The 13,944-nt window shown below is 37.1% G+C and carries 10 protein-coding genes; 9 read left to right on the top strand and 1 reads right to left on the bottom strand.

The genetic code is table 11. From position 1 onward, the window contains the following. Window positions 1–92 precede the first annotated feature (92 nt). From ACFIMX_RS08460 to guaB, 3 genes are all read left to right on the top strand, one after another. Complete coding sequence (locus ACFIMX_RS08460) at window positions 93–1,478, top strand: sigma-54-dependent transcriptional regulator (RefSeq protein WP_375611848.1); 1,386 nt, start codon at window positions 93–95, stop codon at window positions 1,476–1,478. Window positions 1,479–1,880: 402 nt separating this feature from the next. Next, window positions 1,881–3,452 carry a phospholipase D family protein gene (locus ACFIMX_RS08455; protein WP_375618070.1) on the top strand — a complete coding sequence of 524 codons (1,572 nt, stop codon included), beginning with the start codon at window positions 1,881–1,883 and terminating at the stop codon, window positions 3,450–3,452. Between the two features lie 150 nt (window positions 3,453–3,602). Then, window positions 3,603–5,102: an IMP dehydrogenase gene (gene guaB, locus ACFIMX_RS08450; protein WP_375640271.1), complete on the top strand. Its 1,500-nt coding sequence runs from the start codon at window positions 3,603–3,605 to the stop codon at window positions 5,100–5,102. A gap of 179 nt (window positions 5,103–5,281) precedes the next feature. Here guaB and ACFIMX_RS08445 read toward each other — a convergent pair whose 3' ends face one another. Beyond that, entirely contained in the window at window positions 5,282–5,428 is a 147-nt protein-coding gene (locus ACFIMX_RS08445; protein WP_273722522.1) for a hypothetical protein, read from the bottom strand. Window positions 5,429–5,947: 519 nt separating this feature from the next. Between ACFIMX_RS08445 and ACFIMX_RS08440 the strand changes: the two genes are divergently transcribed. The 6 genes from ACFIMX_RS08440 (at window position 5,948) to ugpE (ending at window position 13,942) form a co-directional block, all read left to right on the top strand. Beyond that, window positions 5,948–7,234: an RsmB/NOP family class I SAM-dependent RNA methyltransferase gene (locus ACFIMX_RS08440; protein ID WP_375694317.1), complete on the top strand. Its 1,287-nt coding sequence runs from the start codon at window positions 5,948–5,950 to the stop codon at window positions 7,232–7,234. Between the two features lie 132 nt (window positions 7,235–7,366). Then, a complete protein-coding gene (gene guaA, locus ACFIMX_RS08435; RefSeq protein ID WP_375640289.1) occupies window positions 7,367–8,923 on the top strand; it encodes a glutamine-hydrolyzing GMP synthase in 1,557 nt (518 codons plus the stop codon). A 169-nt stretch (window positions 8,924–9,092) separates the two neighbouring features. Next, entirely contained in the window at window positions 9,093–9,815 is a 723-nt protein-coding gene (locus ACFIMX_RS08430) for a glycerophosphodiester phosphodiesterase (protein WP_375640268.1), read from the top strand. A gap of 950 nt (window positions 9,816–10,765) precedes the next feature. Then, window positions 10,766–12,100, top strand: a complete 1,335-nt coding sequence (gene ugpB, locus ACFIMX_RS08425; protein WP_375640267.1) for a sn-glycerol-3-phosphate ABC transporter substrate-binding protein UgpB — start codon at window positions 10,766–10,768, stop codon at window positions 12,098–12,100. Between the two features lie 95 nt (window positions 12,101–12,195). After that, window positions 12,196–13,080 carry a sn-glycerol-3-phosphate ABC transporter permease UgpA gene (gene ugpA / locus ACFIMX_RS08420; protein WP_375618066.1) on the top strand — a complete coding sequence of 295 codons (885 nt, stop codon included), beginning with the start codon at window positions 12,196–12,198 and terminating at the stop codon, window positions 13,078–13,080. Window positions 13,081–13,090: 10 nt separating this feature from the next. Further along, on the top strand, window positions 13,091–13,942 hold the full coding sequence (ugpE, locus tag ACFIMX_RS08415; protein WP_375618065.1) for a sn-glycerol-3-phosphate ABC transporter permease UgpE: 852 nt from the start codon (window positions 13,091–13,093) through the stop codon (window positions 13,940–13,942). Window positions 13,943–13,944: the final 2 nt, after the last annotated feature.

Here is a 13,944-nt window from a genome sequence, read left to right as displayed (position 1 = left end):
TAAGTGACACACAAGAGGTAAAATATTTCTTATGGTTTACAACAATTTTTATATTAAGCTGCTAAGTAGTCTCAAAGGAGATTATTGACATTATGGTTGGTCCCATTCTTGTTGCGAGTGAAGATTATGGAAGACGTATAGAACTTTCTTCTATGCTGCGAGGTTTTGGTTATCGTGTCATTGAAGCAGAAAATGGTCTCCGTACGATTGATCTTTTACACAGGCGTAAAAACATTGTGCTTGCACTCCTTGATGTCGTTATGAGTGATTTGAGTGTGAGCGATTTGATTAAAATGATTAGAGTTGCTGGTGTTTCTGTTCCTATTGTCGTTATAGCACAACAAGAGAATCAGCATTTGCTCCAGAAAGCTTTAACAGCTGGAGCTATTGATTATTGGATCCATCCAGTAACATTATTACGCGTAAGAGTTACTTTGGATATCCTTGCTCTTATTTCTGCCTTGGAGCATGAGGTTCGAGATATTCGGCGAAAAAAAGAGAATCATTTACGGTTTTCTGATCTTTGCGTAAAAAGTAGAGCTATGCAGATAGTGTTAGAACAATCGAGACAAGCAGCAACTTCTTTACAGAATCTTTTGATAGAGGGAGAAGCTGGAACAGGACGTGAGACATTAGCTCGGATTATTCATCATGAGGGATTATTTTCGGAGGGTGTTTTTGTTCGCTTTCAATGTTCAGCCATCGTTGATCCAGAAGAAGAAAATCAGCAGTGGTTTAAAGAATTCCTACCATTGGTTTCTTCTCTTGAAAAAGGGACACTTTGCCTTTGTGATATTGATCGACTTGAGCCCATACAGCAAAAACGGTTTGCTCATTACCTTAAAGAAAGGGAAAGGGATACAAAAGGAGATTTTTTTCCTTTTCGGATCATCGCTATTTCAACATCGCGTTTAAAGGACTTGGTTAATGAGAACTTTTTTTTGCATAGTTTGTTTGAACAATTTTCTCACTTGTCTATTAGCGTTCCTGCTTTACGAGAATTAAGGGATGATTTTCCAGAGATCACACAACGTTTGATTGATCGCATTATCACAGAAACAGGGCGATCACATGTCCATGGTTTAGCAGGCTCGGCTCTTTCCTTGCTTATGCAGTATGATTGGCCTGGCAATAGAAATGAGCTTGAAACCTTTTTATTTCGTGCGATTTTACTCAGTGAAGGACCGTTATTAACTGTTCGAGATTTTCCGCAATTAATGGGAAATTCATTAATGAATGTTCCCAATATCATTGAGGGTAATATGCAAGAAGATAATGAGCAAGAATCGATAAAATTTTTGAATACTGATGGGCATGTACGTACTTTTGCAGAAATGGAGCATGATATTATAGAGAAAGCGATTAAACATTATAAAGGACATATGAGTGAGATTGCGCGTCGCCTTCATATTGGTCGCTCTACACTTTATAGAAAAATGGAAGAATTGAGAGCAATAAGAAATCAAGAACGAAAGTAAATTCATAATAAATTTCTCTTCATGACAAGCATGTGTTTCAAAAAATAGAGTGAATTTTGATAAAGTCCGTGGGGGAAAGCTGAAGAAAACAATCATTTATTGTAAAATTTATCTATAGAGGATGATTTTGTTGATTTAAATCAAATATAAATTTTATGTGACTATTTTAATCATTTGTTTCAATTTATACAATTTTAGTTAAGTTTACATTTATTAAAACAGAGAAGCATTTTTAAAAACTTTTAAATACTACCGCTAAAATTTTTGTATCATCAATATTAAATTTATACTCTCTTAAGCAAGAAGTGGCATTTTATCTGCTATACGATTAAGATAAAGTGATTAGTGTTATCGTTTGCATTACTGATGATGTGATAGTTTAAAATAGAAAGTTTGCCCTCTTTGACTCTTTTACAGATTGTTATTGGTTTTGTCCTCTTTTTTTTTATTGCATCTATGTTAACAATCTACACCTATGGGCGTTTTGTGAAAAATGCTAGGGGGCAATGTTCTTATGCGTTACCTCTTCAGAAAGATGAAACTAAGCTTGATCGTATCGTCAGTCAATTAGCTGAGAAAGAAAATGGATTGGGGATTGATAAAGATGCCCTTTCCCTCATTATCAGCAATTTGGATGCGTTTTGTGTTCGTGCAATAGGAGCTGCAGAGGCTGGGCGTAGCCTTGATCTGATGTATTATATTTGGGATGATGATTTAACGGGGCGCCTATTATTAAGTGAAATAGTTGAGGCAGCTGATCGAGGGGTTCGGGTACGGCTTCTTTTGGATGATATTAATGCTCAGGCACGTGATCCAGCTTATATTGCGCTAGATAAACATCCTCATATTGAGGTGAGAATGTTTAATCCAGGGCGATCGCGTAAAGGTGGTTTACGCCGTGGTTTAGAAATTATATTACGGGCAATTACTGTAACACGTAGAATGCATAATAAAGCTTTTATTGTTGATGGCAGGGTCGCTTTTGTAGGAGGACGTAATCTTGCAGATTCTTATTTTGATGCTGGTAAAGAATCCCATTTTCGAGATTTAGATTTGATGTTAATCGGTCCTTCTGTTAAAAAGGTAGAAAGTATCTTTGATGATTTTTGGAATAGTGCTGTTGTTTTGCCAATTCATACTTTGGTTGTTCCTAAAAGCGCAAGTGATCTTAGCTATTGGAAAGATAAATTACGAAAGTTTCGTGATTCCAAGGTTGCAAAAGTTTATTTAGATTATGTCAAAGAGCACATTAACTTTAATTGTTTTATCCAAACAGGAAAGCGGTTATTTTTAGCAGACAAAGTTGTTGTTCTTTCTGACCCTCCAGAAAAAGCATTGCGTAAAAAAGCAAGTAATTGGCTTATGAAGGCACTTTCAAAGGTTATTGGAAATGCCCAAAAAACGGTTCAGATTACGTCACCTTATTTTGTTCCTGGTAAGGTTGGCACGCAGAATTTTAGTAATTTGGTTTCAAAGGGTGTTGATGTCAAAATTCTGACAAATTCTTTAGCTGCTACTGATGTAGCATTAGTGCATGGTGGTTATGTACCTTATCGTAAGGCATTGTTGAAAAGTGGTGTTAATCTTTATGAATTAAAAGCGGAAGGCAATACTCATGGGTTACGATTGTTTCGATCGAGTAAGGCAAGTTTACATGCCAAAGCTTTTTTAATTGATCGTAAAACAGCTTTTATTGGATCTTTAAATTTTGATCCAAGATCAGCATCATTAAATACAGAAATGGGCATTCTTTTTGAATGTGCTCCCATTACAGCAAGATTAGATTTGTTGTTTTCTGAAGAAACTACAGGGGAGATGAGCTATCATCTGCGTCTTGGTGATAATAATCGTATTTATTGGGATTTTATTGAAAATGAAAAAAAATATAGCATTGACTATGAGCCAGAAAGCAATTTTTGGCGTCGCGCATTTGCAAAAATAATAAGTTGGTTACCTATTGAATCACAATTGTAAATTTTTATAAACCACACTTAAAAAAAATATTTATTTTTCTTTTCATTTTGTTTGTAGCATGGCATAATTTTTTGCCAATCTACCATGTATGAGAACCGCAGTTGTATTTTAAAGCTTCTTGCGGTGTTTTATTATAAAAGGAATTTTGATATGGCAAAGATTGTTGAAACGGGGACAGGTGCATTGGCACTGACTTTTGATGATGTACTTTTACAACCCGGTCATTCTCTTGTTATGCCTAGTCAAGTGGATCTCAGTACGCGCATTGCAGCGGATATTAAGCTCAATTTGCCATTGCTTTCTGCGGCAATGGATACGGTAACAGAATCGCGTTTGGCAATTGCTATGGCTCAAGCTGGTGGTCTTGGGGTTATTCATCGTAATATGTCTCCTGCAGAGCAGGCAGAAGAAGTTCGCCAAGTAAAAAAGTTTGAATCTGGTATGGTTGTTAATCCAGTCACCATTGGACCAGATGCAACACTTGAAGAAGCAAAATCTTTGATGCGCTCTCATGGTATTTCCGGTATTCCGGTTGTTGAAAATGGTGCTAAAGGTGAAACTGCTGGACGGCTTGTTGGCATTTTGACAAATAGGGATGTGCGTTTTGCATCGGATCCTAAACAAAAAATTTATGAATTAATGACGCATGAAAATTTAATCACAGTGCGTGAAAATGTTCAACTCAATGAAGCAAAGTATCTTTTACACCATCATCGTATTGAAAAATTATTAGTTGTGGATGAACAGAATCGCTGTGTCGGATTGATAACAGTTAAGGATATTGAAAAAGCAAAATTAAATCCAAATGCTGCCAAAGATTCACAAGGTCGCTTGCGTGTTGCAGCTGCAAGTAGTGTAGGGAACGATGGGTTTGAGCGGGCAGAACGATTAATTGATGCAGGCGTTGATATTCTTGTGATTGATACTGCACATGGACATTCTCAGCGTGTATTAGACACTGTTGAGCGTATTAAAAAAATGACGTTTTCTCCAGCTGTTATTGCTGGTAATGTGGCGACTGCTCAAGCAACACAGGCTTTGATTGACAGTGGTGCGGATGCTATAAAAGTTGGAATTGGTCCTGGTTCTATTTGCACAACGCGAATTGTTGCAGGTGTTGGTGTTCCTCAGCTTGCAGCTATTATGAATGCTGCAGAAGTTGCTGAAAAAGCGGGCATTCCCGTTATTGCTGATGGGGGGATAAAAGCTTCGGGTGATTTTGCTAAAGCCTTAGCAGGTGGGGCTTGTGCTGCTATGATTGGCTCTCTTTTAGCGGGTACAGAAGAAAGTCCTGGCGAAGTTTATCTTTATCAAGGACGATCCTTTAAAGCTTATCGCGGCATGGGATCTGTTGGTGCTATGGCACGAGGATCGGCAGATCGCTATTTTCAAGATGATGTTCGTGATGAACTTAAGTTGGTTCCTGAGGGTGTGGAGGGGCAGGTGGCTTATAAAGGTCCTATAGCATCAGTTCTACATCAGCTTGCTGGTGGACTTCGTGCTTCGATGGGGTATGTTGGAGCAAAAGATCTCGTAGAATTTCGTGAAAAAGCAACGTTTGTACGTATTACGAATGCGGGACTCCATGAAAGTCATACGCATGATGTTTCTATCACACGAGAGAGTCCAAATTATCGTGGGCCAGTTTAAAGATACAAGAGCCTAATATCATATTGCATAAATATAAAATTTTCCGAGAACAAGAAAGAGAGACTGCGCTTTTTTCTGTTTGTAATTTGGTGTAATAATCCCAAAAAGGAAAGAATTAGAGGTTAAAACTCTAATTCTTTCTGTTAAGACTATATGAAATAAGTTATATAAAATTAGAATTAACTTTTTGTTGTCTTCCGTCCAGTCTTTGACGCACGTTGGCGAGTGTTTGTCTGATCACTTTGGACGGATTTCTTTCCGTTGTTTGAGGGCATTGTATTATGACGGCTTTTAGACGAAGTTGTTTTTCCATTATTATAAGTCATTATTTTCTCCTTTAAAATTGTCTGGCAGTTGCCATTAGAGTAAAAACGGTCATGCCAAATAGTGGTTCCAAGCATTTTCTAAAAAGTTAATTTTTTGTTGAACGTAAGATGAACTTGTTTAATTTTATGAGAAGATTTTTTCTATTTTTTCAGAAGGATAGCCATATAAAGATGGGAGATATTTGATTTTTTTCTATTGTTCAGACAATCCTCGTAAATTTTATTTTACGCAAATAAATTAAAGAGTTTGGTTTTTTCGTAATGCATGGCGGAAATAAGTTCTTTATGGATGGCTACGTATCTTTTAGCATAAGAGGTAGAAGGATAAAAAGCGAATGGGCAGAAGATGAAAGGAAAAATTTAAATACTCTAAATTGGATCTTATAAAAAAGTATGATCAGATCATTTTAATATTGAATGTAAATTTTTTATGGCTTTGAGAAGGTTTCATTGGCAAGAAGGCGATAATATTATTTTTTTAGATGATTTAAAATTTTATTATTTTAATGGGAGAAATGAATGCGATTAGGTGGGCGTTTGCAAGCAGCAATAGATGTTCTCACAGAGATAGAAGTGAAGCATCGCCCAGTAGGAGAAGCTTTAAAGGATTGGGGTCTTTCTCATCGCTTTGCTGGAGCAGGTGATCGTGCAGCTATTGGTACAATCGTTTATGATGTTTTAAGACGACGTTATTCTTTACAATGGCGTATGGAGAGTGATGATATCCGAGATATCGTTTTTGGTGCCTTATTAGATTCTGAAAAAATGACGCTGGAGCAAATTGACGGTGAATTGGCAGAAGATCGGTTTGCACCGCAGTTATTAGGGGCTAAACAGCGTAAATCGTGGCAAGGTCAGCAATTAGTGGATGCTCCAGACTATATTCGTGGTGATATTCCGCAATGGTGTCAAGCGCATCTGCGTCCTTTATTTGGTGATAATTGGATCACTGAAGCGGCTGCGTTAGCAACGCGTCCTTCTTTAGACCTACGGGTAAATAACCTAAAGGCAACACCAGAAAAGGTGCTGAAAGAATTAGCAAAAACCAAACTTAAATCTTTTCCATGGTTTGGGCAAGCTTTAAGAATTGCACCGATTGAAAAGTTTAATCGTCATCCCAATGTTCAAGTGGAACCAGCTTTTCAAAAAGGACACTTTGAAATGCAGGATTTAGGATCTCAAATTGTTGCTCACCTTGTGGAAGCGCAAGAGAGCATGCAGGTATTAGATTATTGTGCAGGTGCTGGGGGCAAAACATTAGCTTTAGCTTCCGATATGAACAATTGTGGGCAAATTTATGCTTATGATTCCGATAAAGCGCGCTTAGCTCCTATTTTTGATCGTCTTCGACGCGCTGGTGTTCGTAATGTACAAACACGAGCACAAAAAGAAGAATTGAAGCCATTAATAGGCAAGATGGATAGAGTTCTACTAGATGCACCATGTAGTGGGACAGGAACATGGCGCCGTCGTCCAGATGCGAAATGGCGTTTAACATTAGAACAGGTGAAACAACGCCAAACAGAACAGAGGGATATTTTGAATGAAGCGATAGCTTATCTTAAGCCAAATGGGCGCCTAATCTATATTACCTGTTCTCTTTTTACAGATGAAAATGAGGAACAAATTTCCCATTTCCTTCAACAACATTCTCATTTTTCTCCAATAGATATGCCAGCGCTTTGGCAGAAACATTTTAGTTTTTCTCCTGTGCAACCAGTTTTTTCAAATTATGGACTTACTTTGTCGCCGGCCACAACACAAACAGATGGGTTCTTTTTATCTGTGTTGCAAAAAAAACATTGATCCATATTCTTACACTTTTTATCATAAACTTTACGAGAATAATCTTTTTCTTAAGAAAACAGGCTTGTGAAAAGAGAAAGATTGAATCATAACTCTCATGAGTTTTCTTTTACAATTGTTGATTGGTTTTCTATGAGCATATCACATCCAGACACTGTTCTTATTATTGACTTTGGTTCACAAGTTACACAACTTATTGCACGACGGGTACGAGCAATGGGAGTGTATTGTGAAATTACTCCTTTTCAATTGGCTTTAGAAGCTGTGCGCCGCATAGATCCTAAAGCTATTATTTTATCAGGGAGTCCTTATTCCGTTATTGATGAGGGCTCTCCGCGTGCTCCAATGGAAATTTTTGAGGCGGGTGTTCCGATTTTGGGTATTTGCTATGGTGAACAAGTCATGTGTGTTCAGCTTGGAGGAAAGGTTGAAGCTGGACATGAGCGTGAATTTGGGCGTGCTTTTTTGGAAGTTCAAGAAGAGAGTGCCCTTTTTGATGGAGTGTGGGAAAAAGGTTCTCGTTATCAAGTATGGATGAGCCATGGTGACCGTGTGGCAGCTTTACCAGAAGGTTTTCGTGTCATAGGAACCTCAAAAGGAGCTCCCTATGCGGCTATTGCTGATGAGAAAAGATATTTTTATGCGGTACAGTTTCATCCTGAAGTTATCCATACACCGGATGGTACAAAACTTTTGCAAAATTTTGTTCATAAGATCTCTGCTATTAAAGGCAATTGGTCAATGGCTTCTTATCGTGAGCAGGCAATTGCTACGATACGACAAAAAGTTGGGAAAAGTCGTGTGATTTGTGGTCTTTCAGGGGGAGTGGATTCATCTGTTGTAGCGGTACTCCTTCATGAAGCCATAGGAGATCAACTGACATGCATTTTGGTAGACCATGGGCTGATGCGCAAGAATGAAGCTGAAGAAGTTCTCACGCTCTTTCGTGATCATTATAATATAGAGCTTATTCACGTTAATGCTGCCGATATATTTCTTAATGCTTTAGAAGGTGAGACAGATCCAGAAAAAAAGCGCAAAACGATTGGTCGCCTTTTTATTGAAGTTTTCGAAGAAGAAACTAAAAAAATAGGAGGTGCAGAGTTTTTAGCACAAGGAACACTTTATCCAGATGTTATTGAGAGTGTGTCTGCTATTGGTGAAACGGTAACCATTAAAAGCCATCATAATGTGGGGGGGCTACCAGAACAGATGAATATGAAACTTGTAGAACCGTTGCGTGAGCTCTTTAAGGATGAGGTTCGCTTGCTAGGGCGAGAGTTAGGGCTACCGGAGCAGTTTATTGGTCGCCATCCTTTTCCAGGTCCCGGTCTTGCAATTCGCTGTCCAGGTACTGTGACCCGTGAAAAATTAGAAATTTTACGTGAAGCAGATGCTATCTACCTTGAGGAAATCCATAAAGCTGGTCTTTATGACGAAATTTGGCAAGCTTTTGCTGTTCTTCTTCCTGTTCAAACTGTTGGCGTGATGGGGGATGGTCGCACTTATGAATTTGTTTGTGCTCTTCGCGCCGTCACATCTGTAGATGGAATGACTGCTGATTTTTATCCTTATGATATGGCGTTTTTAAGTAAGACAGCAGCACGTATTATTAACGAAGTTAGAGGGATTAATCGTGTTGTATATGATGTAACCTCAAAGCCTCCTAGTACTATTGAATGGGAATAATTAAAATGAAGGATAAGTCTTTTAAGAATAAAATATGACTGAGGGTTTGATATTCGAAAAGTGTAGAAAAAATCATTTAAAAATGATTGTGTATTTTCATATGATATAAGCCTTTATCTGACAATCTGTACGTCAATATCGTTTAAAATTGAGAAGTGTGGGATTTTGCATGTCTGAGAAAAAAATTGTTGCACACCGTGGAGGAGCTCATCTTTATCCTGAAAATACCCTTTCGGCATTTAATAACGCTATAGCGTTAGGTGTTGATGAAGTTGAATGCGACGTTCATTTGCTAAAAAGCGGTGAAGTGGTTGTCTTTCACGACTTCCGTCTAGACCAATTGGTTGGAAAAAAGGGGTATATTCACGACATTGATAATGAAACACGCAAACAACTCTGCGTAAAAGGAAGCCAAGAAGCACCTCCCTTATTAGAAGAAGTGCTTGATCTTTTAGCACCAACGAATGTTGCATTGCATCTTGAAATCAAAACATGTGGTGAAGTGGAGCGTGAAATAATATTATCCCAAAAAGCGCTTGCACTAATAAAAAGCCGAAATTTATTAGAACGGGTTTCTGCAATTAGTTTTGATCCTTTTATCCTTCGTCCTTTTATTGAAGCAGGAATACCATCTGGTCCATGTGTTGATAATTTTGAAGGTGATATGTACCGTCATTTTTCTGAATGGAAGCAATTAGGTTATTCTGATCTAAGTTTAGATGGTTCTATTGTTTCACAGAACTTTATTGAATCAGCTCTTGAGGCTGGTTTTACTGTAGGGGTATGGACAATTAATGGAAAAGCTCGGTTATCATATTGGCTTGATATGGCTGTACATTATATTACGACAGATCAACCTGATCTCGCATTGCAATTGTGTGCACAAAGGTAAAAATACATCAACACAAAAGGAACTATATATCTTCATAAAGTTAGCGTAATGAAAGAAAAAAAATTATCTAATATATAACAATAATACATTGATTTATAATGATAATTAATATTTCACTCATGTGAGTAAGAGACCTTAATACGTAAGATTCTCTTATTTCAAATATTTTTACAATGAATCAATCAAAATCATTCGTTTGAACATTACAAGTAGGGTTGGTGTGTGGATAAAAAATGATTGAGAAAAGAATAAAAATATTCATTTAACGTATTTCAAATGCAAGGCTTATTTAAGCATTAGGGTCTCATATGATGATGTCGTTTTGCACTTTTATGAAGTGTAAAAATGATGGCATACAAAAAGTCTTATATACTTTAATGGAGAGGCTTTAGGGCTTATTTTACAGGTTCTATCATGAAATGTAGATGTATTGAAAGATTTTTTAACAGCATGGAAATTGGTCATACAGTGTTATTTTGTTTTGTGTGAGGGGTGTGATCTTGTTACAGGGAAAGAGACTATTAAGCGCTTCAAAATGATTTTCTTAATTTAAAAAAAATTCTGTTTGTCTCTTCTTTAAATTCAGTAGCAACATCGTGTTAAAGTTATAAGACAAATAATAAAAGAATAAACAATTCTTTTTAAAAAAGTAAATCCAGATATTAAAATAGTCATTGAATGATATTTACGATCCATATCTTTTTACCAAGTGACTTTGCTTATTTAAGCCATCTCACTTTTTTCAGATAGTTACAAACGCGTATTTCGTGAATATATAAGAAAGCTTATAAAAGAAAATAAATAAATTTAAACAAATTCATTTGACCTTTAGGTGGTTCCTGTTTAAATGAGGGAATATGTTTCTGAAATAAAACTGTCATAGCATGTTCATGTGTAATACTATAAATTTAGGGGTAGTTTGTATTCCATCACTTCAGAAAGGGTGAAGCATGAGTCGTTTTTATCTTTCCATAGCGGCCACGGTTGCTATCATAATGTCCACAGCGGGGATGACAGAAAGTTTTGCACAGACAAAAATCAGCTTTTGGCATTCTATGAGTGGTGAATTAGGAAAGCAAACTGAAAGTCTCATTAACGATTTTAATGCAAGTCAATCTGAGTATAAAGTTGTTTCTTCATTTCGCGGTGAATATGAAGAGGGATTGATTTCACTCATTGCAGCATTTCGTGGAAAGAAACAGCCAGTACTTGCTCAAATTTATGACGTTGGTACTGGAACTATGATGGCTGCAAAAGGCGCAATCTACCCATTTTATCAACTTATGGCTGATACAAAACAAGAATTTGATCCTACAGATTATTTTCCTGCTATTAGTGGTTATTACTCGGATGAACAGGGACGTATCGTCTCCATGCCATTTAATATTTCAACACCCATCCTTTATTATAACAAAGATATCTTTAAAAAAGCAGGGCTTGATCCAGAACAGCCTCCTAGAACGTGGCAAGATATAGAAAACTTTTCCAAGAAAATTCTTGAGACTAAAGCGGCAACTTGTGGTTTTACAATGGCTTATGCCGCTCAATGGATTGGTATAGAAAATTTTTCAGCGTTGCATAATGTTCCTTTTGGAACGAAGGAAAATGGCTTTAAAGGACTTGATTCAGAACTTACATTTAATGGACCTTTACAAGTGCGTATGTGGACTGACCTGAAAAAGTGGTCTGATCAAGGTATTTTCCGTTATGGTGGTCCAGCAGGTGCATTAGATTCAACACCAATGTTTATGGCACAAAATTGTGCAATTTTTATGCAATCTTCAGGATCACATGCTGGAATTGTTTCTGAAGCTCAGTTTAATGTGGGGGTTGGTATGCTACCGTACTATAAGGATACAGAAGGAACACCACAAAATTCAGTTATTGGGGGAGCTTCTATTTGGGCGTTTAAGGGCCATACTCCAAAGGAATATGCAGGGGCAGCCGCTTTTCTTAAATTTCTTTCAAAAACAGAAAATCAAGCAAAATGGCATCAGGAAACAGGTTATCTTCCAACTACAAAAGCAACTTATGAATTGAGCAAAAAACAACATTTCTATGAAAAAACGCCAGGTGCGGATATAGCTATAAAACAGATTAATCTTAATCCACCAACAGTTAACTCAAAAGGGATAAGATTTGGTAATTTACCACAAATTCGTGCCATTCTTGATCAAGAGTTGGAAGCTGTTCTTAGTGGTTCAAAAACGCCGAAAGATGGTTTAGATGAGACCGTTGAACGTGGAAATAAACTCTTGCGTGAATTTGAAAGATCTAATCATTAATTTCGTTTTATTGTTAAACATTAAAGACTCAACAAAAACGGTTGAGTCCTTTTTGTTTATCTTTTTAAAGTCTCTACATTTAAAGAGCCCTACGAATGCAAGAAAAACATGCATATTTTAAAAATAGTCTACTTTCTTACGGACTGCTTTTTCCTCAGCTTCTTGTGACTTTTTTGTTTTTCTTTTGGCCTGCTGCTCAAGCAATAAAATCATCTTTTGAGCGTGAAGACCCTTTTGGCTTTACAACAACCTTTATTGGTTTTGAGAATTATCTAACTGTTCTTTCTGATTCTACTTATCGGCAATCGCTTCTTACAACCGCAGTATTTTCCATCTCAGTTACTGTCGCTTCAATGACAATATCACTTCTCTTAGCTATCTGTGTTGATCGTGTCATCCGTGCAAAAAAGGCTTATACAATGCTTTTGCTCTGGCCCTATGCTGTTGCTCCAGTATTGGCAGGTATATTGTGGCTGTTTATCTTTCATCCCACCATCGGAATTATCCCTTTTCTTCTCGAGAAAATAGGGGTGCTATGGAATTATCGTATTAATGGTACTCAAGCAATGATTCTTATTGTCATTGCGGCTACTTGGAAACAAATTTCTTACAATTTTCTCTTTTTTCTTACAGGTCTTCAGTCTGTTCCGCGTTCTCAAATAGAAGCAGCCGCCATTGATGGTGCTGGTCCCTTTAAACGATTTTGGACAGTGGTTTTCCCGCAAATTTCACCAACGACGTTTTTCCTTCTCATTGTCAATGTCAATTATGTTATGTTTGATACTTTTGGTATTATTGATAATACAACTTCTGGAGGTCCAGCGCGTACAACGAGCATCCTCGTCTATAAAGTATATGACGATGGCTTTAGAAATCAAATAATCGGTGCATCAGCAGCACAATCAACAATATTGATGTTGATGGTTATTGTCTTAACGTTTATCCAGTTTCGCTGGATTGAGCGCCGTGTACAATATTAGGAAACAAATTATGGTTGAAAATCGCCCTGTTTTGAAATTTCTAACCCATATTACTCTCATTGTTGGTATTATCATTATTTGCTTTCCAGTTTATGTTGCTATCATTGCATCAACTCATAGTTCAGCAGCATTTAACTCAGGAACACTTCCTCTTTTGCCCGGGAAATATGCTCTGGAAAATTATAAAACAATCTTTGGTGATGGCCTTGCACAGCTGGGTTTGCCTAACCTTTGGCCACTCTTAATGAATTCATTCATTATGGCTCTTGGGATTAGTATTGGAAAAATTATTATTTCACTTTTGTCTGCTTATGCAATTATTTACATGCGCTTTCCCTTCCGAAAAACTGCTTTTGTTCTTATTTTTATTACATTGATGCTCCCTGTCGAAGTTCGTATTCTTCCAACCTATGAGATTGTTGCAAAATTGGGGATGGTCAACACCTATAGTGGGATGATTATTCCACTTATTGCATCTGCAACCGCTACATTTTTATTTCGCCAGTTTTTTTTGACTGTTCCAGATGAACTCTTAGAGGCGGCACGTGTTGATGGTGCAGGTCCAGTTAAATTTTTTAAGGATATTCTTCTTCCTCTTAGTAAAAGCAATATCGCTGCTTTATTTATCATTATGTTCATTTATGGATGGATACAATATCTCTGGCCTCTTATCATCACAACGGATCAAAATCATCAAACGATCCTTATTATTTTAAAACAGCTTATTGTCGAATCACTTCAACATGATCCTCAATGGAATATACTCATGGCAGTATCGGTTGTTGCCATGGTTCCCCCTGTTCTTGTTGTTATCTTCATGCAGCGGCTTTTTATCAAAGGCCTTATTGAAACGGAGAAGTAATT

This window comes from Bartonella sp. AD24XZML, assembly GCF_042196485.1.
GTDB lineage: Bacteria > Pseudomonadota > Alphaproteobacteria > Rhizobiales > Rhizobiaceae > Bartonella.
Note: the sequence above shows the minus strand (reverse complement) of the source record. Positions and strands in the feature narration are given on the sequence as shown.